The sequence below is a fragment of the Pseudoalteromonas sp. 1_2015MBL_MicDiv genome, assembly GCF_002407505.1.
GTDB lineage: Bacteria > Pseudomonadota > Gammaproteobacteria > Enterobacterales > Alteromonadaceae > Pseudoalteromonas > Pseudoalteromonas fuliginea.
The window spans coordinates 2,840,621-2,864,706 of sequence record NZ_CP012737.1 but is presented as its reverse complement, the minus strand read 5'-3'; the positions used below and the strand labels follow the sequence as shown (position 1 = coordinate 2,864,706).

At 38.5% G+C, this 24,086-nt stretch carries 21 protein-coding genes; 17 read left to right on the top strand and 4 right to left on the bottom strand.

Going from position 1 to position 24,086, the window contains the following annotated elements:
* The first annotated feature begins 98 nt into the window (after positions 1 to 98).
* The 16 genes from fabV to AOR04_RS12735 all read left to right on the top strand — a co-directional run bounded on the left by fabV (position 99) and on the right by AOR04_RS12735 (position 17,830).
* On the top strand, positions 99 to 1,292 hold the full coding sequence (gene fabV, locus AOR04_RS12810) for an enoyl-ACP reductase FabV (protein WP_007376129.1): 1,194 nt from the start codon (positions 99 to 101) through the stop codon (positions 1,290 to 1,292).
* Between the two features lie 374 nt (positions 1,293 to 1,666).
* Positions 1,667 to 3,010, top strand: coding sequence for a Na(+)-translocating NADH-quinone reductase subunit A (locus tag AOR04_RS12805; protein WP_007376130.1), 1,344 nt, complete (start codon positions 1,667 to 1,669; stop codon positions 3,008 to 3,010).
* 4 nt (positions 3,011 to 3,014) lie between these two features.
* On the top strand, positions 3,015 to 4,217 hold the full coding sequence (locus AOR04_RS12800; RefSeq protein ID WP_007376131.1) for an NADH:ubiquinone reductase (Na(+)-transporting) subunit B: 1,203 nt from the start codon (positions 3,015 to 3,017) through the stop codon (positions 4,215 to 4,217).
* Positions 4,210 to 4,962: a Na(+)-translocating NADH-quinone reductase subunit C gene (locus AOR04_RS12795; protein ID WP_077535712.1), complete on the top strand. Its 753-nt coding sequence runs from the start codon at positions 4,210 to 4,212 to the stop codon at positions 4,960 to 4,962. Before AOR04_RS12800 ends, AOR04_RS12795 begins: the two co-directional genes overlap by 8 nt.
* Positions 4,962 to 5,594 (top strand): NADH:ubiquinone reductase (Na(+)-transporting) subunit D, encoded by a 633-nt coding sequence (locus AOR04_RS12790; protein WP_077535711.1) that lies wholly within the window; start codon positions 4,962 to 4,964, stop codon positions 5,592 to 5,594. Before AOR04_RS12795 ends, AOR04_RS12790 begins: the two co-directional genes overlap by 1 nt.
* A 10-nt stretch (positions 5,595 to 5,604) precedes the next feature.
* Positions 5,605 to 6,213, top strand: a complete 609-nt coding sequence (gene nqrE / locus AOR04_RS12785; protein ID WP_007376134.1) for an NADH:ubiquinone reductase (Na(+)-transporting) subunit E — start codon at positions 5,605 to 5,607, stop codon at positions 6,211 to 6,213.
* An 18-nt stretch (positions 6,214 to 6,231) separates the two neighbouring features.
* Complete coding sequence (gene nqrF, locus AOR04_RS12780) at positions 6,232 to 7,461, top strand: NADH:ubiquinone reductase (Na(+)-transporting) subunit F (RefSeq protein ID WP_096793557.1); 1,230 nt, start codon at positions 6,232 to 6,234, stop codon at positions 7,459 to 7,461.
* A gap of 107 nt (positions 7,462 to 7,568) precedes the next feature.
* On the top strand, positions 7,569 to 8,600 hold the full coding sequence (locus AOR04_RS12775) for an FAD:protein FMN transferase (RefSeq protein WP_096793556.1): 1,032 nt from the start codon (positions 7,569 to 7,571) through the stop codon (positions 8,598 to 8,600).
* 102 nt (positions 8,601 to 8,702) lie between these two features.
* Positions 8,703 to 8,915, top strand: a complete 213-nt coding sequence (gene nqrM / locus AOR04_RS12770; protein ID WP_007376137.1) for a (Na+)-NQR maturation NqrM — start codon at positions 8,703 to 8,705, stop codon at positions 8,913 to 8,915.
* A gap of 1,346 nt (positions 8,916 to 10,261) precedes the next feature.
* Positions 10,262 to 10,681 (top strand): hypothetical protein, encoded by a 420-nt coding sequence (locus AOR04_RS12765; RefSeq protein ID WP_096793555.1) that lies wholly within the window; start codon positions 10,262 to 10,264, stop codon positions 10,679 to 10,681.
* Positions 10,682 to 11,000: 319 nt separating this feature from the next.
* Positions 11,001 to 11,960, top strand: coding sequence for a ubiquinol oxidase subunit II (gene cyoA, locus AOR04_RS12760; protein ID WP_096793554.1), 960 nt, complete (start codon positions 11,001 to 11,003; stop codon positions 11,958 to 11,960).
* A gap of 2 nt (positions 11,961 to 11,962) precedes the next feature.
* Complete coding sequence (gene cyoB / locus AOR04_RS12755) at positions 11,963 to 13,951, top strand: cytochrome o ubiquinol oxidase subunit I (RefSeq protein WP_096793553.1); 1,989 nt, start codon at positions 11,963 to 11,965, stop codon at positions 13,949 to 13,951.
* Positions 13,948 to 14,574 (top strand): cytochrome o ubiquinol oxidase subunit III, encoded by a 627-nt coding sequence (cyoC, locus tag AOR04_RS12750; protein ID WP_096793552.1) that lies wholly within the window; start codon positions 13,948 to 13,950, stop codon positions 14,572 to 14,574. The genes cyoB and cyoC overlap by 4 nt, the downstream gene beginning before the upstream one ends.
* Positions 14,574 to 14,930: a cytochrome o ubiquinol oxidase subunit IV gene (gene cyoD, locus AOR04_RS12745; RefSeq protein WP_002958101.1), complete on the top strand. Its 357-nt coding sequence runs from the start codon at positions 14,574 to 14,576 to the stop codon at positions 14,928 to 14,930. Before cyoC ends, cyoD begins: the two co-directional genes overlap by 1 nt.
* Before the next feature lie 9 nt (positions 14,931 to 14,939).
* Positions 14,940 to 15,824, top strand: a complete 885-nt coding sequence (gene cyoE, locus AOR04_RS12740; RefSeq protein ID WP_007376142.1) for a heme o synthase — start codon at positions 14,940 to 14,942, stop codon at positions 15,822 to 15,824.
* Positions 15,825 to 16,246: 422 nt separating this feature from the next.
* The gene (locus tag AOR04_RS12735; RefSeq protein ID WP_007376143.1) at positions 16,247 to 17,830 is read left to right on the top strand and encodes an RICIN domain-containing protein; all 1,584 of its coding nucleotides are present in this window, start codon (positions 16,247 to 16,249) and stop codon (positions 17,828 to 17,830) included.
* Between the two features lie 206 nt (positions 17,831 to 18,036).
* On the opposite strand, the gene AOR04_RS12730 is transcribed toward AOR04_RS12735, so the two are convergent.
* Both AOR04_RS12730 and AOR04_RS12725 read right to left on the bottom strand, forming a co-directional pair.
* Positions 18,037 to 18,627 (bottom strand): FMN-binding negative transcriptional regulator, encoded by a 591-nt coding sequence (locus tag AOR04_RS12730; RefSeq protein ID WP_096793551.1) that lies wholly within the window; start codon positions 18,625 to 18,627, stop codon positions 18,037 to 18,039.
* Entirely contained in the window at positions 18,627 to 19,202 is a 576-nt protein-coding gene (locus AOR04_RS12725; RefSeq protein ID WP_096793550.1) for a GNAT family N-acetyltransferase, read from the bottom strand. The genes AOR04_RS12730 and AOR04_RS12725 overlap by 1 nt, the downstream gene beginning before the upstream one ends.
* Before the next feature lie 106 nt (positions 19,203 to 19,308).
* Between AOR04_RS12725 and pdxR the strand changes: the two genes are divergently transcribed.
* Complete coding sequence (pdxR, locus tag AOR04_RS12720; RefSeq protein WP_096793549.1) at positions 19,309 to 20,766, top strand: MocR-like pyridoxine biosynthesis transcription factor PdxR; 1,458 nt, start codon at positions 19,309 to 19,311, stop codon at positions 20,764 to 20,766.
* Here the strand turns inward: pdxR and AOR04_RS12715 are convergent, their stop codons facing one another.
* A complete protein-coding gene (locus tag AOR04_RS12715) occupies positions 20,767 to 21,435 on the bottom strand; it encodes a hypothetical protein (protein WP_007376147.1) in 669 nt (222 codons plus the stop codon). It lies immediately after the preceding gene.
* Positions 21,436 to 21,556: 121 nt separating this feature from the next.
* A complete protein-coding gene (locus AOR04_RS12710; RefSeq protein ID WP_096793548.1) occupies positions 21,557 to 23,515 on the bottom strand; it encodes a phytase in 1,959 nt (652 codons plus the stop codon).
* Positions 23,516 to 24,086: the final 571 nt, after the last annotated feature.

Sequence of the window (24,086 nt, the reverse complement as noted above, 5' to 3'; positions counted from 1 at the left end):
TGAAGTATCTGATTAGTGATTAACTGATCAGATCAGTGTTTTTAGTATTAGCCTTTAAACTAGCGCTAATTTTTATTGTAAAAGATATAGGATCATCAATGGTCATTAAGCCTAAAATTCGTGGATTTATCTGTACCAACGCACACCCAACGGGATGTAGCGAGCATGTTCAAGAACAAATTAACTATGTAAAACAACAAGGCGTGTTAAAAAACGCACCAAAAAATGTATTAGTTATTGGCGCATCTACAGGCTACGGCTTGGCATCGCGTATTACAGCTGCATTTGGTGGCGGCGCTAAAACACTCGGTATTTTCTTTGAAAAAGAAGGCACTGAACGTAAAACAGGTTCTGCTGGTTGGTACAATACTGCAGCATTCCAAGAAGCAGCTGACGAAGCGGGTCTTTGGTCTAAAAATATTAATGGTGATGCGTTTTCTAACGAAATCAAACAAAAAGCAATCGACACTATTAAAGCAGATTTGGGTAAAGTAGATTGTATTATTTATAGCTTGGCGTCTCCTCGTCGTACTGATCCAAATACGGGTGAAGTGTTCTCCTCTACACTTAAGCCAATTGGTAACGCAGTTACAACTAAAAACCTTAATACGTCAAAGCGTGAAATTGATGAAATTACTGTTGAAGCGGCAAACCAGGACGATATCGACAACACCATTAAAGTAATGGGCGGTGAAGATTGGGAAATGTGGATTGACGCATTAAAAGAAGCCGACGTATTAGCTGATAACTTTAAAACTACGGCCTACACTTATATTGGTAAAGAGCTAACATGGCCAATATACGGACACGCTACTATTGGTAAGGCTAAAGAAGATTTAGACCGAGCAACTGCTGCAATTAAAGAATCTACAAAAGATTTAAATGGCGAAGCCTATGTATCGTCTCTTAATGCTGTGGTAACACAAGCAAGCTCGGCTATTCCTATTATGCCTTTATACATTTCAGCATTATTTAAAGTAATGAAAGCAGATGGTACTTATGAAGGTACAATTGAGCAAATTCAGGCTTTATTTAGTGAGAACTTATATGGTGATAACCCACGCTTTGATGAAGGTGGCCACTTATTTCAAAACTACAAAGAATTAGAAGACGATGTGCAAGCACGTGTTCAAGCTGTTTGGGATAGCGTAGATACAAGCTCAATTGATGAGTTAACCGATTATGTGGGTTACCATAACGAATTTTTACGTTTATTTGGCTTTGGTATTGACGGAGTTGATTACGATCAAGATGTGGATTCGGTCAAACCAATTGCAAATATGATTGATTAACCATATTTGCAAATATGTAATTAAAAAGTCGCTGAGTGCGACTTTTTTGTTTTGCGGGCTTTTTTGAACAATTGTGATTAAAAAATGTCATTCTTTGCTTAAGCTACCACTTTGGTCTAACTTAAATTTTATTAAATACACATAACAAAACTAAATAAGTGTTTCTGTCGTATAATTTTCATAATTAGACTCGCATAGTCGCCCACAATGATGTTAAAATTAAGGCAATATGTGAAGAGTTTTTACCGCGTTGCTTGTTTAGTATTCATAGCAAGTTGTTCTTTGTATACATAGATATAACTTGGGATAGCTCAAATGGCGACGTGGTTGGTACGATTTTTCAGTTTCTTTCCGTTAATGTAGTGCAAGTGCGTATGATCAACATAAAAAAAGGTCTGGATTTACCCATAGAGGGCGCACCTCAGCAAGTTATTCACGACGGTTCTCCCGTCAAACGTGTAGCTGTGCTAGGTGAAGAGTTTATTGGTATGCGTCCAACCATGCATATCCGTATGGATGACCAAGTTAAAAAAGGCCAGGTACTTTTTGAAGATAAAAAGAACCCCGGCGTCCTATTTACCGCACCAGCTTCTGGTGTTGTAAAAGAAATAAATCGTGGTGCTAAACGTGTGCTGCAATCTGTTGTTATTGAAGTAGACGGCAGTGAGCAAATCACCTTTGACTCTTTCTCTGACACTGAGCTTACGAGCTTAGATCGTGAAAAAGCTAAAGAAGTACTTATCCAGTCTGGTCAGTGGACGGCACTTCGTGCTCGCCCATTCAGCAAAGTTGCGGCTGTGGATGCAAATCCTAGCTCTATCTTTGTGACCGCTATCGACACTAATCCTCTTGCTGCAGATCCTGCGGTAGTTATTGCTGATAATGCGCAAGCATTCGAAGCGGGTTTAGCCGTTGTATCGCGTTTGACTGATGGAAAAGTATTTGTTTGTAAGCAAGTTGGCAGTCAAGTTCCTAGCTCATCTATAGCTCAAGTAGAAGTACATGAGTTTGGTGGTGTGCACCCTGCTGGCCTTGTAGGCACTCATATCCATAATCTTGACCCTGTATCTGCTAGTAAACAAGTTTGGCATATTGGTTACCAAGACGTTATTGCGTATGGTCACTTATTCCTTACGGGTGAAATTTACACAAACCGTGTTGTTTCGCTTGCAGGTCCTCGTGTTAAAAACCCACGTTTAGTGAAAACACAATTAGGTGCTTCATTGGATGATTTAGTTGCTGGAGAATTAGAAGACGGTGATAACCGTGTTATTTCTGGTTCTGTTTTATCTGGCGCTACTTCAAACGGTGTTAATGCGTTCTTAGGTCGTTACCACGTTCAAGTATCTGTATTACTTGAAGGTCGCGAAAAAGAACTATTTGGCTGGATTGCACCAGGTAGTGATAAATTCTCTGTAACGCGTACATTCCTTTCTCACCTTACACCAAGTCGTTTATTTAAAATGACAACGTCTACAGGTGGTTCAAAACGTGCCATGGTTCCAATTGGTAGCTACGAGCGCGTGATGCCGTTAGATATTTTGCCTACACTATTATTACGTGACTTAATTGCACGCGATTTAGATAGTGCAATTTCACTGGGCGCGCTTGAACTTGATGAAGAAGATTTAGCGTTATGTACCTTCGTTTGTCCTGGCAAATACGAGTATGGTTCTATCCTACGCGATTGCTTAACTACGATCGAGAAGGAAGGCTAGAGAGATGGGTTTAAAAAAATATCTAGAAGATATCGAGCCGAATTTTGAAGCCGGTGGAAAATATGAAAAATTTTATGCACTGTATGAAGCAGCTGCAACTATTTTTTATACACCAGGCTATGTAAATAAAGGCAAGACACACGTACGCGATAATATCGACCTAAAACGTATGATGATTTTAGTGTGGATGGCGACGTTCCCAGCTATGTTTTTTGGTATGTTCAACATCGGTCACCAGGCCGCAGGTGCTTTAGCACAAGGTTTTGAACTAGCAAATTCGTGGCAGGTTGGTCTGTTTCAGTTCTTTGGTGGTGAATTAACCGCTAATGCAGGCTGGGGCGCTAAAATGTTCTACGGAGCATGTTTCTTCCTACCAATTTACGCAGTCACGTTTGCTGTAGGTGGTTTTTGGGAAGTGATTTTTGCTTCTGTGCGTAAGCATGAAATTAATGAAGGTTTCTTCGTTACTTCTGTATTATTTGCACTTATTTTACCTGCAACAATTCCTTTATGGCAAGTTGCACTGGGTATCACGTTCGGTGTAGTAATCGCTAAAGAAATTTTTGGTGGTACTGGTCGTAACTTCTTAAACCCTGCTTTGGCTGGCCGTGCGTTCTTATTCTTCGCATACCCGGCACAAATTTCGGGTGACACAGTATGGACTGCAGTAGATTCTTTCTCTGGTGCGACTATGCTAGGCCAAGCTTTTGTTGGCACACTTGATTTTTCAAACATGGAATTATGGTGGAATGCATTTTACGGTTTCATTCAAGGTTCTGTTGGTGAGACATCGACACTTGCATTACTTGTAGGTGGTTTATTCTTAATTTACGTTCGCATCGCTTCTTGGCGTATCGTACTAGGTGTATTCCTTGGTATGGTAGCAACGGCATTCTTACTAAATGCTGTTGGCTCAGAAACTAACCCTGTATTTGCAATGCCTTGGTATTGGCATTTAGTGCTTGGTGGTTTTGCGTTTGGTATGTTCTTTATGGCTACTGACCCTGTATCGGCTGCATTTACTAACAAAGGTAAATTTGCATACGGTTTACTAATTGGTCTTATGGTGGTTCTTATCCGTGTTGTGAATCCTGCTTTCCCAGAAGGTATGATGCTAGCAATTTTATTTGCTAACTTATTCGCTCCACTGTTCGATCACTTTGTAGTGCAAGCTAATATCAAGCGGAGGTTGGCACGTAATGTCTAGTAATAACGAATCAATCGGTAAAACGTTAGCAGTTGTTGTCGCACTATGTTTAGTGTGTGCAATTATTGTATCGTTTGCTTCTGTACAGCTTCGTCCTTTACAGCAAGCTAATAAAAATAAAGATATTCAAAGCAATATCTTAGCAGCTGCGGGCATAGATAAAGTTGAGAATGTATCTGATACATTTAATGCTAAAATCGAAGCGCGCGTTGTAAATATGACCACAGGTGAGTTTGTAGATACAGACCCAACAATCTTTGATTTTGAAAAAAGCAAATACGATGCAGCGCTAAGTGTTTCTCTAAAAGAGAAAGGCGTTAAAGACATTGCTGGTATTCAACGTGTGACTAAAGAGTCACCGGTGTATATCTCGAAAAAAGAAGATGGCTCTATTGATGCAATCATTCTTCCTATTCAGGGCTATGGCTTATGGGGCTTAATGTACGGTTTTATCTCGCTTGAGAGCGATGGCGAAACAGTTAAAAACATTATCTTCTACAAACATAATGAAACGCCTGGCTTAGGTGGTGAAATCCAAAATCCACAGTGGACTGCTACGTGGCAAGGCAAAGAGCTACCAATTCAAATCGTTAAAGGTACTGCTAACGGCAATGAGCATAAGATCGATGGTCTTTCAGGTGCTACATTAACGTCTAACGGTGTTGAACATGCAGTTGACTTTTGGACTGGCGAAAATGGCTTTGGCCCTTTCCTTGCGAAAGTACGTAAAGGAGCATTGAAATAATGGCTGATACTAAAGAAATGAAGGCGGTCCTATTTGGTCCGGTTTTAGCTAACAACCCAATCGCACTACAAGTACTGGGTATTTGTTCTGCGCTAGCGGTAACGTCTAGCTTAAAAAATGCGTTAATTATGTCAATCGCATTGACGTTAGTAACTGCATTTTCTAGCTTCTTTATCTCGATTATTCGTAACCAGATCCCATCGTCAGTACGTATCATTGTACAAATGACGATTATTGCATCATTAGTAATTGTTGTTGACCAAGTATTGCAAGCGTTTTCTTATGCTACAGCTAAAGAGCTTTCAGTATTTGTTGGTCTAATTATTACTAACTGTATCGTAATGGGTCGTGCTGAAGCATATGCGATGAAGTCACCACCACTTATGTCATTCCTTGATGGTATTGGTAATGGTTTAGGCTACTCTGTTGTTTTACTTACTGTTGGTTTCATTCGTGAGCTATTCGGTAAAGGAACACTATTCGGTGTTGATATTATCCCATTAGTACAAGATGGCGGTTGGTATCAACCTATGGGTCTATTAATATTACCACCGAGTGCATTCTTCATCATTGGTTTATTCATATGGGTACTTCGTACTTATAAGAAAGACCAAGTAGAAGCTAAAGCGTAAGGGGCACACAGTGGAACATTATATTAGTTTGTTTGTAAAAGCCGTTTTTATTGAAAACTTAGCGTTATCATTTTTCTTAGGCATGTGTACTTTTTTAGCAGTATCTAAAAAAGTGACTACTTCAATTGGCCTAGGTGTAGCGGTTATCGTTGTTTTAGGTATTTCTGTACCTGTTAACAACTTGGTTTACCATGCTGTGTTAGCACCAGGCTCACTTACGTGGCTTGGTTATCCTGATGCAGACCTTAGCTTTTTACGTTTCTTAACTTTCATTGGCGTTATTGCAGCGCTAGTGCAAATTCTTGAAATGGTATTAGATAAGTTCTTCCCAGTACTTTACAACGCGTTAGGTATCTTTTTACCATTGATCACAGTTAACTGTGCAATCTTTGGTGCGGTATCTTTCATGGTTGAGCGCAACTATAACTTCGGTGAGTCTGTTGTTTATGGTATTGGCGCTGGTGTTGGTTGGGCACTTGCAATTACATTACTTGCAGGTATCCGTGAGAAAATGAAGTATTCAGACGTGCCAGACGGCTTACGTGGTTTAGGTATTACCTTCATCACTGTTGGTTTAATGGGACTTGGCTTTATGTCATTCTCTGGTATTTCACTGTAAAGGTAGCGAGGATAAATCATGGATTATCAGATTTTCTTAGGCGTTGGTGTTTTTATCGCTATCGTTGTACTACTGGTTTTAGTCATCATTGGTGCTAAATCTCAGTTAGTTGCAAGCGGTGATATCATCATCGGTATTAATGGTGATAAAGATAAAGCCATTACTACATCAGCAGGTAATAAGCTTTTAAGTGCATTATCTGAGTCAGGTATATTTGTATCATCTGCATGTGGTGGCGGTGGCTCTTGTGGCCAGTGTCGTGTACACATTAAAGAAGGTGGTGGCGATATCCTGCCAACTGAGCTTGATCACATATCTAAAGGCGAAGCCCGTGAAGGCTGTCGTTTAGCGTGTCAGGTAAATGTTAAAAACGACATGGAAATTGAGCTTGAAGAGTCAATTTTCGGTGTTAAGAAGTGGGATTGTGAAGTTATCTCTAACGATAACAAAGCAACGTTCATTAAAGAACTTAAGCTTCAAATTCCAGATGGTGAGTCAGTACCGTTCCGTGCGGGTGGTTACATCCAAATCGAAGCGCCACCTCATCACGTTAAATATGCAGATTTCGATGTTCCTGAAGAATATCGTGGTGATTGGAACCACTTTGGTTTCTTCGATCTGGAGTCAAAAGTAGACGAAGAAACTATTCGTGCTTACTCAATGGCTAACTACCCAGAAGAAGAAGGCATCATTATGCTTAACGTGCGTATTGCTGCTCCGCCGCCAAGAAACCTTAGCTTGCCGTGTGGTAAAATGTCTTCGTACATTTGGTCACTTACAGCTGGCGATAAAGTAACTATTTCTGGTCCATTTGGTGAGTTTTTCGCTAAAGACACCGATGCAGAAATGGTATTTGTTGGTGGTGGTGCTGGTATGGCGCCAATGCGTTCTCATATCTTTGACCAACTTAAACGTTTGAACTCTAAACGTAAGATGAGCTTTTGGTATGGTGCACGTTCTGAACGTGAAATGTTCTACGTAGAAGATTTTGACGGCTTAGCCGCTGAGAATCCTAACTTCGTATGGCATACAGCGCTTTCAGATCCACAACCTGAAGATAACTGGGAAGGCTATACTGGCTTTATCCATAACGTGTTATTTGAGAACTATCTTAAAGATCATGAAGCGCCGGAAGATTGTGAGTACTACATGTGTGGTCCTCCAATGATGAACGCGGCAGTTATTACTATGCTTAAAGATTTAGGTGTTGAAGACGAAAATATCTTACTAGATGACTTCGGTGGCTAACACTCATACCAAAACAGTTTAGTTTTGGTTAAAATACCAGCCTCGTAGCACTTGTGTTACGAGGCTTTTTTATTCTTTAATTTTTTAATCCATTAAGTAGAGCAGCTATGAATCGAGTACGTACTTCACAAGGCATAATGGCTTTTTTGCTAATTACACTGACCTTATTATTGTCTGGGTGTGGTGAAAAGCCTGAGTTAAAAGAGACCTTTTTAGAAGGTAAAACTATGGGGACCACTTATCATATTAAATACTATGACGAGCAAGCTCAGCTGTCGGCCTCACAATTACAGTCGCAAATAGACGCTGTTTTAAAAGACGTGAACCAATCTATGTCTACTTACATAGAAGACTCTGAGATAAATACATTCAACAGATTACCAGCAAATCAGGTTATGCCGATTAGTGAAGATTTTAGAGCTGTTATATCTGAGTCTATTCGGTTAGGTGAGTCAACCAAAACACTTGATGTCACTATGGGACCTTTAATTGATTTATGGGGTTTTGGCCCAGATAAAAAACCAACTAAACGGCCAAGCGATGAAGAGCTTGTAAGTATGATTAAAAATATAGGCCTTGATAAACTTACGCTAACAGCTCAAGGTTTAGCTAAAACAGTGGATGGTTTAGAGTTATCGTTTTCGGCAACAGCTAAAGGCTATGGTATTGATAAGGTGGCGCAATTATTAGAAAGCCACAATATTACCAACTACATGGTTGAAATTGGCGGTGAGCTTCGAATTGCAGGCGAAAAGCCAAATAATAAAGATTGGGTAATAGCTATAGAGCAACCAGATGCACAACCTGGAGAGCGTAAAGTACACCGTATTTTAACGCCTGGTACTAATGGTATTGCAACGTCAGGTGATTACCGGATTTTTTATGAGATGAATGGTGAAATTTATACTCATTTAATTGACCCAACAACAGGAATGCCAACTAAGCATGACCTAGTATCGGTAACCGTGCTTCATCCAAGTGCTATGACAGCTGATGGTTTAGCGACAGCATTAACCGTTATGGGCATGGATAAAGCGCAAGCTTATGCTCAGGAGCATGACTTACCTGTATATTTAATCGCTAAATCGAAAGACGGTTTAATAACATACTCAAGCCCTGCATTTAAACCTTATTTATAGTAAGGCGCGGGCTTGTTTATTTCCACGTTATTTGGGTATATAATAGCAGTCGCTCAACAATGTTTTGAGCTTAATTTATTGCTGATCAATAGGGGCTAAGCAATGTCACTTTTTCTTCTTACTTTTGGCTTACTAATTTTGATAGTTTCGGCTATGGCCGTTGGTATGATCGTGCAAAAAAAATCTATGGCAAGCAGCTGTGGTGGTTTAGGTTCGGTTGGTATTGATAAAGCCTGTGATTGCGATGATCCATGTGATAAACGCAAAAACCGTTTAGCAAAAGAGCAAGCCTGGAAAGAAAACCAAATTATTTAAGTCTGTCTTAAATATTAAAAAGCGCTTTATAGCGCTTTTTTTGTGTCTGTAAAACGCCTCAACATCATAGCTTCCAAAGCAATCCAATCTAAATGTATTAGACAAAGGTATATAGTTTAGTTTTTTTCACCTATTAGGTTTATTTTTCTCGTTTGTCAAATTGGAGCTAACACTCTAAAGTTTAATCATAGACACAGAGCAAGGCTCTAGTCATAAGCTTGAGGCAACTTAGCCTCGCTTAAAAGAATCTTTATATTGTGTGTGAAGATGTTGTCAGTGTGAAAGGCAACTCAAGTTCGGTGGATTCACTTCCATAAAGAACGAGTTTGGGTTGTTTTTATTTCCTTTCAATTGCCACGCAGTGTAAGCCAAGAATCTTTATATTGTGTGTGAAGATGTTGTCAGTGTGAAAGGCAACTCAAGTTCGGTGGATTCACTTCCATAAAGAACGAGTTTGAGTTGTTTTTATTCCCTACAATTGCCACGTAGTGTAAACCAAGAATCTTTATATTGTGTGTGAAGATGTTGTCAGTGTGAAAGGCAACTCAAGTTTGGTGGTGACTGAATTTGAGTTGTTTTTATTCCCTACAATTGCCACGTAATGTAAACCAAAAATCTTTATATTGTGTGTGAAGATGTTGTCAGTGTGAAAGGCAACTCAAGTTCGGTGGTGACTGAATTTGAGTTGTTTTTATTTACTTTCAATTGCCACGTAATGTAAACCAAAAATCTTTATATTGTGTGTGAAGATGTTGTCAGTGTGAAAGGCAACTCAAGTTCGGTGGTGACTGAATTTGGGTTGTTTTTATTTCCTTTCAATTGCCACGTAATGTAAACCAAGAATCTTTATATTGTGTGTGAAGATGTTGTCAGTGTGAAAGGCGGCTCATGTTCGGTGGTGACTGAATTTGGGCTGTTTTTATTTGTGCCACACAATTATTACTCCCTCCTAAAAACCTAAAAACCTAAAAACCTAAAAACCTAAAAACCTAAATACCTATAATCCTATTAAATATTTCTCTTTAAATTGTTTTTTATTTTAGCTAACCAAATGTTTTTTATCGTGTTATTTTTTATTAACAAAATAGCTTCGAAAGCTTAACTCAAATTAATTGATTTTTAGTTGAACAGAAAATTCTCTTTGTTATACTCACGTTCGAACTTTCAGTAAGTTTTGAAAGTTTGGTTGATACGGATCAATTTTCGCTAGGTAAATATGTGCTAGCTGGATTTGATTGTATTTAGCACCTGGCTTTAGGGCTTACAACAGCAATGTTTTTAAAATTTTTCCATTGCAAACTGTATTACTCTAATTTTGTGATAGTCATTTTAGTAGGTTAATGTCTTTGAACACACTTTCGTTGCATCATACAAATACGGAACTTGCCTCTGGCGAGCCGCAGACGTGTGAACGCTTGAATAAAGCAGGCAAGGGCGTGTGTGTAGCTATAACTTTATTAGTGTTTAACACTGTAATGTTGCTAAGCGGTGCATTAGAGGATGTCTTCAAGCTTGAAGCGCTATTAAGTGATGGGTTTATTGTAGAGCCACTGTTACTTAATCTTGCGCAATTTTTAGCTCATCCGATCATATCAAGTCAGTTACTTATTGGCCTTTGTTGGTTATTGTTCCATATTTGTCCAGCACGTCGTGCTGGCATAATCCTCCGTAAAGCAGCCTTTGCTTTTAGCGAGGCTAAAGTTCTTCAGCCTGTGATCTCTTCACATGGTTGTCGTGCTCCACCTAGCTTTACAGGTTGCCTGTAACGCTGCATCTTGTTGCTGGTTTTAATTATTTGTTCTTGCTGTAAATAATTAAGGTTAGCTAAAACAAAGTAGCTCCGTGTTTTTTAAACACATTTCAGCCAACCACCACTCACCCAAGTTAATTTTTATTACGTTATATAAATGCGTTTAGAAAGCTGGGTTTGTTGCTAGGTCATTAATGGCATGAGCTCTAGGTTTTGAATAGCCCCCTTATTTTTATAATTTAATTCTAGTTAACTTGGGTTTTTATTGAAAAATCGTTGCTTTGTTTTTTATTTAAAGCAGCAAATTAGAACTTTTAGGTTTGTAGGATACTCCCTTGTTAATTCGTAACCTTTGTAATATTGCTTTAGCTAGTACAGTGCTGGCGTTGTCAGGCTGTAAAGGCGGGATACTCGATCCAAAAGGGCAGATAGGCATAGATGAGAAAAATTTAATCATCATCGCAACCGTGCTTATGTTGCTTGTAGTCGTTCCCGTTATTGTGATGACTTTGTATTTCGCATGGAAATATAGAGACACGCAAACTCATGAAATTTATGCTCCAAAATGGGCTCATTCAAATAAAATTGAAGCCGCAGTTTGGGCTGTTCCTATTGTTATTGTGATCATTTTAGGTGTAATTACCTGGCAGTCTACCCAAGAGCTAGACCCTTACAAACCAATTGAAGGTAAAGGTAAGCATCTTACTGTTGAAGTGGTGTCATTAAACTGGAAATGGCTATTTATATATCCTGAGCAAGGTATTGCTACGGTTAATGAATTAGTGTTCCCAGCAAATGTACCTGTTGAATATAAAATCACTTCACAGAGCACAATGAATTCATTTTTTATTCCGCAATTGGGTAGTCAAATATACTCAATGGCTGGCATGGAAACCAAGCTTCACTTAATTGCAAATGAGCCAGGTACGTTTAAAGGCTTTTCAGCAAATTACAGCGGCGCAGGTTTCACTGGCATGAAATTTAATGCCATTGCTACACCTACTCAAGCAGACTTTGATAAGTGGGTGAGTGATGTGAAAGCGAATTCAAGCGCTAATAACCTGACTCATGCAAATTATGTTGAGCTTGCAAAAGCAAGCGAAAATAACCCAGTAGCATATTACGGAAAAGTTGATGACGGCTTATTTCATACCATCGTGATGAAATACATGCAGGCGCATGGCGATATGAACAAAAAACACCATGCAATGGGCGAACATGGGCAAATGAGTAAAAAGCATCATGAAATGAATGAGCACTCAATGCCTTCATCTCACAGCCAAGGCGAGGAATAATAATGTCGTTATTAGGTAATCTTTCACTCGACGCAATTCCGTTTCATGAGCCAATTCTTGTGTTCACGATGTCGGTTATTGCGATAGCTGGGCTTATTATTGCCGGGCTTATTACAAAGTATAAAAAATGGGGCGTGCTTTGGCGCGACTGGATCACGTCTGTTGATCACAAACGCTTAGGCGTAATGTATATTCTTTTAGCACTAATAATGCTGTTTCGTGGTTTTTCTGATGCAATAATGATGCGTGCGCAGTTGGCACTTGCTACTAGTGGTGCGCCCGGTTATTTACCACCTGAACACTACGACCAAATATTTACTGCCCACGGCGTAATTATGATCATATTTATGGCTATGCCATTTATGATTGGTTTAATGAACATTGTTCTACCACTGCAAATTGGTGCTCGCGATGTTGCTTTCCCATTTTTAAATAATTTAAGTTTTTGGTTTACAGCCAGTGGTGCAATTTTAATTAACTTATCACTTGTGTTTGGTGAGTTTGCAAAAACAGGTTGGGTGGCATATCCGCCGCTTTCGGAGTTGACCTTTAGCCCTGGGGTGGGGGTCGATTATTATATTTGGGCCTTGCAAATATCCGGGCTCGGTACACTTTTAACAGCAGTAAACTTTTTAGCAACCGTGTTTAAAATGCGTGCACCAGGTATGACCCTAATGAAAATGCCAATTTTCACATGGACATGTACGTGGGCAAACATCTTAATTGCAGCATCATTCCCAATTTTAACTGCTGTACTTGCAATGCTAACGCTTGACCGTTATCTCGACTTTCACTTCTTTACCAATGAATTGGGCGGTAACGCCATGATGTACATCAACCTATTTTGGGCATGGGGTCATCCTGAGGTATACATATTAGTATTACCAGCGTTTGGTATTTTTTCTGAAATTATTTCGACCTTTGCAGGTAAGCGTTTATTTGGTTATAAATCGATGGTTTACGCCAGCGGTGCAATCTCAATTTTAGGCTTTATTGTTTGGTTACATCACTTCTTTACCATGGGGTCGAGTGCTAATGTTAACGCGTTCTTTGGGGTAATGACCATGGTTATTGCCGTACCAACTGGGGTTAAGTTGTTTAACTGGTTATTTACTATTTACAGAGGTCGTTTACGTATTAGCGTACCGGTACTTTGGACACTTGGCTTTATGGTTACCTTTACCGTAGGCGGTATGACCGGTGTATTACTTGCCATTCCTGGTGCTGATTACGTACTGCATAACAGCTTATTCTTAATTGCACATTTTCATAACACCATTATTGGTGGTGCTGTATTTGGCTACCTTGCTGGTTTTGTATTTTGGTTCCCTAAAGCAATGGGCTTTAAACTTAACGAAAAATGGGGCAAAGCATCATTTTGGTGTTGGATTATCGGTTTCTTCGTTGCATTTATGCCGTTGTACGTACTTGGTTTCTTAGGTATGACACGTCGTTTAAACCACACTAACAACCCAGATTGGAACATATGGTTATACATTGCCGCAGGCGGTGCTGTAATTATTATGTTTGGTATTGTTAGCCAAGTAATTCAATTATATGTGAGCTTTAGAGACCGTGAAGCGCTTGACGATACAACAGGCGATCCGTGGAACGGCCACACACTTGAGTGGGCTACAAGTTCACCTCCGCAAATTTATAACTTTGCAACAATTCCACACATCGATGATATTGATGCATGGACCGACATGAAAGAAAAAGGCCAAGCATATCAAGATAAAGCAAACTACAGCCCTATTCATATGCCTAAAAACACATCAGCTGGCGTGTTCATGGCAGCAAGCTTAACAGTATTTTGTTTTGCAATGATTTGGCATATTTGGTGGTTAGCTGTTGTTGGTCTAGTGGGCGGGATTGCCATATTTATCAAACGTTGTTACACCAGCGATGTTGATTACTATATACAACCTGATGAAATTGCACGCATTGAAGCTGCATATAATTCAAGTGGCATTAAGGAGCTAAAAGCGTGAGTACACTTTCTGCAAATTTAGAATCAGTATCGCATGATGCTCATGCCCACGCGCATGATCATCACGACACATCTGGCGATACGATATTTGGTTTTTGGTTATACCTAATGACCGATTGCCTACTGTTTGCCTCATTTTTTGCCACTTACGCTGTGTTATTTATGAACACAGCCGGTGGTGTATCGGGTAAAGATATTTTTGAACTCGACTTTGTAGCAGTAGAAACTGCAGCACTACTGATTAGTAGTATTACCTTTGGTTTTGCCATGATTGCCGCTCAAGGGCAAAAAAAGGCACTAACACTGACTTGGTTATTTGTTACGTTTTGTTTAGGTGCAGTGTTTATTGGTATGGAAGTATACGAATTTCATCACCTAATTGTGCATGGTAATGGCCCACAACAAAGTGCCTTTTTAACATCGTTTTTCTCATTGGTCGGCTTACATGGATTACATGTAACTGCTGGGCTGATTTGGATGACCATAATGATGATAGAAGTTGCTAAACGTGGTTTAGGTAAAGCAACCGTAACGCGTTTAAGCTGCTTAAGCCTATTTTGGCACTTCTTAGACATTGTTTGGATTTGTGTATTTACCGTTGTTTATTTGATGGGAGCAATGTAATGAGCCACAGCGAAACGCATGCGTTAAAGCAAACGCAAAGTGATCATCATGATGAATCTCATGGGAGTGTTAAAACTTACTTAATTGGCTTTGTACTATCGGTAATTTTAACTGCTATACCGTTTTATATGGTTATGGAAGGTGACTTCTCAAAAGCAACAACGCTTTGGAGCATTGTTACTTTAGCAATCGTACAAATTTGGGTGCATTTAAAGTACTTTTTACACCTTAATTTTACCACCGAAGATGGTCGTGCAAGTACATTCTCATTCCTATTCAGTGCTCTGATCATCGTAATGGTTGTTGGGTTATCTGTTTGGATCATTTATGAATCTAACGCAATGATGATGTACTAGGAGTTGAAGATGTTTCGTCGTTATTTATCAGTGACAAAGCCGGGTATTATTATGGGCAATTTGATCAGCGTAGCGGGTGGGTTTTTACTTGCCTCGCGCGGTGATATAGACCCATGGTTAATGATTGCCACATTAATTGGTTTGTCACTAGTGGTTGCATCAGGTTGTGCTATCAACAATGTTATAGATAGAGATATAGATGTAGCCATGGCGCGTACTCGTACGCGAGTAACAGTAACAGGCGAAATGTCGGCCTTTGCTGCACTTAGTCACGGTATTTTATTGGGTGTTGTGGGCTTTGGTTTACTTATCGCCTACACCACTCAAGCCGCAGTATTTTTTGCAGCCTTTGGCTACGTAATTTATGTAGGGGTTTATAGCCTCTACATGAAACGTAACTCAGTATATGGCACATTTGTAGGTAGCCTTTCAGGCGCTGTACCGCCAGTAGTAGGTTACTGCGCCGTAACAGGGCAGTTCGATATGGGCGCATTAATACTGCTTGTTATGTTTAGCTTGTGGCAAATGCCGCACTCTTACGCCATCGCTATTTTTCGCTTTAAAGATTACCAAGCTGCAGGTATTCCTGTATTACCCGTTGCGCAAGGTATTGATAAAGCAAAGCGCCACATTGTGCTTTATATTGCTGTATACGCCTTAGTGGTGATGTTACTGCCTATTAGTGGATACACCGGCGTGGCCTTTATGGCTGTTGCGTGCATCACCAGCTTTTGGTGGTTGCTAATGGCGCTACGTGGTTATCGTCGTAATATTGATATGAGCAGTTGGGCACGTAAAGTGTTCGCATTTTCAATTATTAATATTACAGCGTTAAGTATTGCTATGGCTGTTGACTATCATAGCGTTGCTCCACAGCTATTAACGCTTACCTAATTTAAAAATTTTTAACTATTCCAAAGTTAATCCAAAGGCTCGAAAGGGCCTTTTTTTATATTTATAGCATGTTTTTATAGGCGTAATTAGTAATAAACTTGCTAGAACTTTATTTCAATCATTTCAATTTAAGAGCAAGTATCACCTTAAGTCGATTTCAAGACCATTTTAAATAATACGACCCTCGTAGTTTGAATAAATAAAACACACGTTCGGAAGAACTCGCATTTAAGAAGAGCGTTTAAAATAGTTGGGTACAGATTGACTATTTAAACCTAACTTTAAAAAGATATAATGACAGTGAATGTTAATAAAATGTTGACGTTTGGTTTTGTTGTGCAATTATGCTACCGGTGGCATTGTTTTTTTATTTTCTTGCTTTGCCTAAGTTTTCGTTTATATCAAAAAGTATGAGGAAAATTATGAAATTCTTGAATATAAAAAATGTAAGTAAAATTGCACTTTCGATGATGTTGTTAAATTTAATATCAACACAGGCAAAAGCAGAAAACTGTAAAGCTCTACCAAAAAATAATCAACGGTATCAAATTGTTAACTTTAGTTCAGATAAAGCGATTGATGTTGATAAAAAATCAAGAGAGTCTGGTGCTAATATCATCTCTTATGCAAAAAATAGCGGAACAAATCAGCAATTTATCTTTAATGATTTAGGAAATGGTTTTTGGACAATTAAAGCTTCACATAGTGACTTGTTTTTGGATGTATCAGAGCGCTCTCAAGCTAATGGTGGCAATATTATTCAGTGGGCAGCGTCTGGGCAATCAAATCAACAATGGCGATTGTTACAAGATTCTACGGGGGCATTTAGTATTCGTTCCGCTTTTAGTGATAAGGCAATTACGGTAGCGGGGAGTGATAATGGGGCAAACATTTATCAAAATGATGATTTAAATGTTAGTTCGCAACGTTGGTACTTAAACCCAGTCAATGGAAGCTGCGATAGCGCGAACGATTCAAATATTGATGTAACGGGCTTTGCATCACTTCCAGGCAGTGATGGTTTAGCAACAACGACAGGAGGCGCAGGAGGGTCTTCAATAACGGTAACGAGCTGTAGTGCATTAAAATCAGCATTGGTATCGTCAAACACAACGATTATCCAAATTCCAAATAATACACACATTGATTGTCGTACCGGCGGTTCAACCGTAGCAGCATGTGCTATTGAGTGTCCTGAGTATCAGGATCCAGGAGAAATATTTTATCGTATACCTAATTCGGGACAAAGTTGTACATCATTAGGTGGTACAACAAATACGACCGTAAACAAGGTACGTAATGATATTTCCATTAGTGTTAAATCAAATAAAACCCTAATCGGTTTAGGTGACAATGCTAAAATTATTGGCGCGACATTAGATCTAAGCAATAGTAAAAACATTATTGTTAAAAACCTCAATATTGACAATATCAATCCTCATTTGGTTGAGGGGGGAGACGGCATCAGTTTGAATAGTTCAAGCCATATAGTTATTGACCATGTTAATTTTTCTAATATTTCTGATGGTTATGTCGATATCAAAAACAGTAAAAATATTACGCTAAGTCACAATGAATTTGACGGCTATAACCCATTCGTATGTGGTAACCAGCATTGGTATACTAATGCGGTCACTGATTCAGAAGTTACATTTCATCATAACTTTTGGAATTACACTGCAGGGCGAAATCCTAAATTAGATGGCAGTAAAACACGTGCCCATTTATATAATAATTATTGGCTCGAAATTACTTATTTCGCGATTAATACGACAAATGAGGCGCAAGCACTTATTGAATCTAATTATTTTGATGATAGCAGAAGACCACATTGGAATGTGTCAGGCTATATGAAAGCGAGCAACAATGTTTACGCTGCACAGTCTGCAACTGATCCGCAAAGAGATACTGGAAATAGTGTGTTTACTGATGTGAGTATGTATATTTATCAATTGGATGATGCTTATCAAATGCCACTATTGAATGGAGAGTCTGGCCCTGAGTAATAAATGCTATTGCTAATAATCGGGTTATTTAACTATTCATTGTTTAGATTAAGTTCGGGTTTAAAGGTTAATTGATATGTAAATTATAATTTTAAGTTAACCTTATTTTAGCTGAGATTACTTGAATTTTCTGAGTTTGATTTTTAATCAAGGGGCTCTTTAATGGCCCCTAACAAGAATTATTAGAATGCGAGCAAGGTTTTTTGCTAGTTAAATAACGCTGCAATACTACCTTTATTTTCACGTGCTAAGCTGTTTTTTATAGCTGCTCTTACATCGACTGGTTTGTTTTGATTTAATTTAAAGTTTCCTTGCCAGTGAATAGGAGTAAACGTTATAAAACTAAGTTGTTGATACATAGCTTCACGGTGATTTTTTGGCACCTCATCAATACTCCACATTGGCGTAAAGCCTTGCTCAAAATAGGTTGTTAATTGCCTCATTATTTTTTCTTTCTCATTATCGCTTTTAATAATATCTACTTTTGCGGTTACTTGTACTGATGAGTAAAGCCAGCTCGGCAGTGTTTTATTATTACTATACGAGGGAGATAGATAACAGTTATCGCCACTAAAGAGTAATTTTACTGACTGTTTATCACATTGCGCTAGCGGGTTATTTTTTGCTACGTGAGCAATAAATACATTACGTGAGGGCTCATATAATACAGGTACTTGGCATATATTATTTAAGTCACTTTGCGAGCAGGGCATTAAAATAGTTGCAAGTGGAAATTGCTTAACTAAAGCCTGCAAACGTTCAATATTATGTTCTTGAAAATGTATTGGTGGGTACATTAAAGCTTCTCCTCTAACTGTAATTTAATACTCTGCCAATGCTCGTCAATAATGCTAAATTTTGCAGTGCTTCTGTAACTCCCATCACTAAGGAGTCTGTCTTTATAAGCTACGCCCTCAAATCGGGCGCCTAGTCGAGTAATTGCATTTCGAGATTTTTGATTTTGTTCGTGAGTATTAAATGTTATTCGCACTAAATTCAACGCGTCAAAAGCATAGCTAAGCAGTAAATATTTCGTGTGAGTATTAATATAAGTTTGCTGCCAGTGATGGCTTATAAATGTATGACCAATTTCAGCACTTAAGTTATGTGTATCTAATCTAAATAGTCGTGTAGTGCCTACAACCTCTTTGCTGGCTATGTCTATTATGGCAAATACAATTTGTTCTTTTTTATTAAATTGTGCACTTGTGGTAAACCATTCCTTTAACTGTTCGGGTGTTTTTGTATAGTTGCTTAATACCCATTCCCATATTTTTGGATGCTGCCCAGCTTTATATAAGTCGTTTAAATGCTCATAATTTAATGGCTCTAGTATCACCTTATTTGTTTTATGTACCTGTTGAGTAAACATATTGCCTCTAAGCTTTGCTATTTGCGAGCAACAAATGTACGCTAATTTGGTTTGGTAAAAACAACCAGAATTGGCTTTTTAGCTATACCAGTTATAAGGGGGTAACATGCAACCGCTTAATATTGAATTTAATAGCTTAAACAAAGCTAAGTACTTACAAGTTGCAGATGCTCTGCGCGGTTCTATCGTAAAGGGAGATATTGCACCTGGTGCAAAACTTAGTTCTGCTCGAGTTATGGCGCAAACGTATCAGTTAAATCGCCATACAATAATGAACGCATTGCAGTTACTCGTAGCCGAAGGATGGCTAGAGTCCCATGAACGCTCTGGGTATAGCGTCACTCAAACACTGCCAATTCAAAGCAGTGCTAACTGTGAGCACACGCCAGTTTTAACACCAAAACCTTATAAATTTGCTACAGAGTTAGCCGTGCCTATTCCGGCAATGAATTTAAAAGACTACGTATATAATTTCGCAGGTGGACTTCCTGATTTAAATAGCTTTCCCTATAAAGAATTTAAACGCTCTATGAGCCATGTATTTAATCATTTAGACACCAGTAAACTTCATTATGGCGATATAAGTGGAGTGAGTGAGCTAAAAACTCAGATAAGCAATTATCTACATAAAACTAGAAGTTTAAAAGTATCAGACTTACTTGTATGTAATGGCTCACAAGAAGCTTTATTTTTAATTTCAAAGGCGTTTATAAATAAAAGCGATTTTGTCGCTGCCGAAACCTTAGGTTATCCGCCAGCACGTAAAGCGTTTGCAGCTTGTGGTGCGCAATTAATAGATATAAAACAAGACGAATATGGGTTGTGTGTAGATGATTTAAAAGCGCAACTTAAACGATATCCAATAAAAATGTTGTACTTAACGCCGCTGCATCAATATCCAACCACCGTGACGCTTTCGCCCACACGGCGCATGCAAATTTATCAATTATGTTATGAGTATGGCGTAATGATTATAGAGGATGATTACGATCACGAATTTCACTATCGCTGTCAGCCATTACAACCTATGGCTGGGAACGATCCCGCTGGGATTATTATTTACTTATCTACATTTTCTAAAATTATGTTCTCAGGCGCTAGAATTGGCTACATTTGCGCAGCCCCTGAAGTATTAACACAGTTAATCGCATGGAAGCAGTTAGTAAATCATAAAAATGATGTTGTTATGCAGTTAGCTGTAGCGCATTTTATGCAAGAGGGCGGGTTTGAACGCCACTTAAAACGCATGACTAAGCACTATAAACAACGTTATGAAGCAATGGGCAATACGTTAACGTTACTGCAATCACAGGGTTTACCAATAGAGTATAAAAAGCCTGATGGCGGCATGGCAATGTGGGTTAACTTAAATAAAAATACGAGTAATATAAAACAAGCAATGCAAAGTAAAGGCGTGTATTTACAAGCAGAATTTGAATTTTATTTTGCTAATTCAGTAAGAAGTTTAATGCCCGAGCAACCTAGCCATGTTCGTTTAGGTTTTGCAGGGCAATCAATCGATGCTATGCAGCAGGGGCTTAAGCTTATAACTGATTATAAGTAACTATTTTTTAAAATCATTTGCATTGTAGTAAAGTGGTTTGAGTGTCCCGCAATTAACAAATTTATAGGTAAGCTCATTTACAGGTGGAACTCGTTTTGAGGTGCGGAATTTTTGCATACACGCATTAACTAAATCGACAAAAATAAGATGGTTATAGCTCGGCGCTTGTTGAATTTTATGAATATAAATACGCTCAGTGCCGCCTAGGTTAATTATGTCGTAGTCTTGCCATTGTGATGATTCACTTAACCCCTTTAGTTCTCTGGCATACAACTGTTTACCTAGTACAAGTTCTTTTTGTGAGTAAATTAAACTACCACCTTGTTGGTAATCGCCTTCAAAAATATCGGCAATAATCGTAATTTCTTCACCACGCATTAAATGTTGAATATTAAATGCTTGTGGTTTTACGGTGATTAATTCAGCATTTCTGACAAAGCCTAAAAACGCCACATCGGGGTTACCTATTTTATAAACAACTTGTACATCATGAGGTGAATTATAGGTAGGCAAATTCATCGCGATGATAGACGAGCCTTTATTAACTAACACCATTGGATGTTTAGCTTTATAAGCAGGATCGACAGGGGGGAGTTCTACTTTTTTCTCTTCTTCCGCTGTTACAAAGCCACTTATAGTAATTAGTAATAAAGTAAGTAGTAGGCGCATAATAATCTCAATTAATTTATGAGTTTAAATTGTAGTATAAAAATGTATGTAATATTTATCTAATTACAAGATCAATTTAAAGGCTCAAGTGAGCCTTTATAAAATGATTAGGTAGCGCGTATTATCTGATGGCTTTTTTAACTTCTCGCCAATCAATTATTTTAAAGTTTTGTGGTTGCTGCGGCATTCGATTATAACCATCTTGTACTATTAAAATACCCTCAGGGTAACCTGGTAAAGGTTTTGCTGTAACAGTTAGTCCATCGGTTTCTGATGTGCCATCAATACCTGAGTTTAAATCAGCAATAACGCTAAATTTACCACTAAATTTGAGTGATGGCACTTCAGTGTTTTGAGTTATATTACCTATTTCGTATAACACATAGCTATTATCGCCTTGACTTGAAACAACTAAATAACGTGCGTTATCTGCATGATAAATTTCCATCCCTTCTACATCATCAACTAATTGCTTATTAATGTGTTGTAGCATGATAGGTGTTGTTCCGGTGCTTGGCTCAGCACCTATATACCAAATACCCGCATCCTCTTCGCCAGCATATAGCTGTGCTGCTTCATCATCGGTGCTACAGCCTTCAGGTTGGCTTGGCAGATTAAACTCGCGTACTAGTTCACCCGTTATTTTATTGGCTTGGTTGTGTAATTTATATTGTTGGAAAAGCCCTGATTTATCGTTTACAAATACATAATCACCAGTGGGTGATGAGTACATACACATACCATAAATTTCATCTAGGTTTGTAGCAATATCAGTCAGGTACTTTACCGTTTTTTTATTCTCAATAGTAAAGACACTAATGCTGTTGTGCGTCCGGTTGCTAGCAGTTATCCATGTCTTATTATGAATTATTTTACTTTGACGTACGTCAACATTATTTAAGCGGCCGATGTTAAGCGACTGTATTAATGCGCCTTGTAAGCTATAAATCATCAAACCACGACGTTTATCAGTGCCTAAAATAAGGCTGTTTTCAGCATCACTAGGGTTTACCCAAATGGCAGGATCGTCGGCGGCATCACCAAATGCGTTTACAGGTGTAGTTTGTGCATTTGCATGTATTTGCGTTATGTTTTGCCTATTTTTTTGAACCGTTATTTTTTTCACGGATAGTTGGCTTTGCATATAAGCCCCAGTCGTATCATTATAAATAACCGCAGTCGCTGTATTATTACTGGTGTACTTGATAGCGGCTGATTCAGGGTTTAAATTAGTATTTAACCTCCAGTGTTTTAATTTATTACTAATTGGGTTATAAGCATATAGGAGGCTATTTTCAGTGCTTGTAAACCATATCATGCCATCACTTGAGGCAAAGAGAGCGCCAAGTTCATTTTTAAGTTCGCCAAAGGGTGCAACAAGCGCAATTGGTTTTTTATCAGCTTGCGATTCAGCATTTGCATTTATAGCCCAAATCCCCACGTTGGATTCGCTAATAAACAACGTGCTTGTAATATCACTTACAGCACAACCCGCAGCTTCACTTACGCCAGGGAATTCTCGTATACTGACATTGACGGGCTGATTTTTAGCTGTATCAAAAATAGCCGTTTCGGTAATTAAGCCGCGAACATCGGCTATAAATGCAGTAACTGTCTGCGTGATATTATTAGCAAATAAACAAACTGTGTCGGGCTGAGCCTGTGGTGATATGATTCGGGTTAGCTCAGATAACTGCCATGTTTTATTTACATGTTGAAGTTTAAAAATAGCTACATTGTCTTGGTTGTTATCAATACTCGCCACTAAAAAAGCGTTGCTTGATAAAGCCCTAACTGAAAGAGATTCAAAATTTCCGGGCGCAATTATTTGGTTTGTATCTGTTTGGCTATTTACAAGTACTAGCCCTTTGCTTTCACTTGCTAATAACCAATTATTATTGCTTAGCCACGCGCCTTGTGAGCCTTGCATATTTTGATTTGGACCAAGCTCTACAGTGCTAACTATTTGCTTCTCAATGCTTACATTCTCACTTACAGCACCGTTACTACAGGCGGTTATGGCGCTAATCATTAAACAGCTAGCAAGTAAGCTAAGTGTTTTATTTAATCTAAAATTCATAATGGTTCCTTTACTGAACACAGCGTTATATTTTCTCAGTCTCTTCTAAAAAATCATGAAGCGAGTGTTGTAATAAATAGCTTTTCTTTATTAAAAACCATGCTTTATAGACCTTGGGCATGCTGACCTTTTTGATTGAAATTCATTCTATCTATGGTCAATTTAATCGCGGTGCGAGGCTTGTAACCTAGAAGGTTTAGTAAAAGCCGAGCAAAGCTGCTTCGCCCCTAGTCTAAATCCGTCTTTCAAGTTGCTTCTGATTCTAATATAGAAATATCTAATTTATTGTTAACGTTAAAATCTGCATTGATTTTTGGCATGACGAGCAAACTAAAGTTATTTTATGACGTAAATGTGACAGGGGTTACTTTAAACATATACAGTGAGCAGTGCTTTACTGTTATGAAAGGCTTTATGAGCTACTAGCACTCCTTATAAAGTGAGGTTTTTTGTGTGGTGTAAGATGGTTTTGAAAATGGTGATCATCTTGCTGTCATATAGTTGAGCTAATATGACCCTGCTGGCAAATATAGATATGAGTTAGCATAAAAATAGACTCTACAAAGAGAAG

Excerpts from the sequence above, each read along its gene's own strand:
- cyoB (WP_096793553.1), top strand. The coding sequence starts at position 11,963 with ATGTCGTTATTAGGTAATCTTTCACTCGACGCAATTCCGTTTCATGAG.
- nqrM (WP_007376137.1), top strand. The coding sequence starts at position 8,703 with ATGTCACTTTTTCTTCTTACTTTTGGCTTACTAATTTTGATAGTTTCG.
- AOR04_RS12790 (WP_077535711.1), top strand. The coding sequence starts at position 4,962 with ATGGCTGATACTAAAGAAATGAAGGCGGTCCTATTTGGTCCGGTTTTA.
- cyoD (WP_002958101.1), top strand. The coding sequence starts at position 14,574 with ATGAGCCACAGCGAAACGCATGCGTTAAAGCAAACGCAAAGTGATCAT.
- fabV (WP_007376129.1), top strand. The coding sequence starts at position 99 with ATGGTCATTAAGCCTAAAATTCGTGGATTTATCTGTACCAACGCACAC.
- AOR04_RS12715 (WP_007376147.1), bottom strand. The coding sequence starts at position 21,435 with ATGCGCCTACTACTTACTTTATTACTAATTACTATAAGTGGCTTTGTA.
- AOR04_RS12805 (WP_007376130.1), top strand. The coding sequence starts at position 1,667 with ATGATCAACATAAAAAAAGGTCTGGATTTACCCATAGAGGGCGCACCT.
- AOR04_RS12800 (WP_007376131.1), top strand. The coding sequence starts at position 3,015 with ATGGGTTTAAAAAAATATCTAGAAGATATCGAGCCGAATTTTGAAGCC.
- AOR04_RS12735 (WP_007376143.1), top strand. The coding sequence starts at position 16,247 with ATGAAATTCTTGAATATAAAAAATGTAAGTAAAATTGCACTTTCGATG.
- nqrF (WP_096793557.1), top strand. The coding sequence starts at position 6,232 with ATGGATTATCAGATTTTCTTAGGCGTTGGTGTTTTTATCGCTATCGTT.
- cyoE (WP_007376142.1), top strand. The coding sequence starts at position 14,940 with ATGTTTCGTCGTTATTTATCAGTGACAAAGCCGGGTATTATTATGGGC.
- AOR04_RS12795 (WP_077535712.1), top strand. The coding sequence starts at position 4,210 with ATGTCTAGTAATAACGAATCAATCGGTAAAACGTTAGCAGTTGTTGTC.
- AOR04_RS12730 (WP_096793551.1), bottom strand. The coding sequence starts at position 18,627 with ATGTACCCACCAATACATTTTCAAGAACATAATATTGAACGTTTGCAG.
- pdxR (WP_096793549.1), top strand. The coding sequence starts at position 19,309 with ATGCAACCGCTTAATATTGAATTTAATAGCTTAAACAAAGCTAAGTAC.
- AOR04_RS12725 (WP_096793550.1), bottom strand. The coding sequence starts at position 19,202 with ATGTTTACTCAACAGGTACATAAAACAAATAAGGTGATACTAGAGCCA.
- AOR04_RS12775 (WP_096793556.1), top strand. The coding sequence starts at position 7,569 with ATGAATCGAGTACGTACTTCACAAGGCATAATGGCTTTTTTGCTAATT.
- AOR04_RS12710 (WP_096793548.1), bottom strand. The coding sequence starts at position 23,515 with ATGAATTTTAGATTAAATAAAACACTTAGCTTACTTGCTAGCTGTTTA.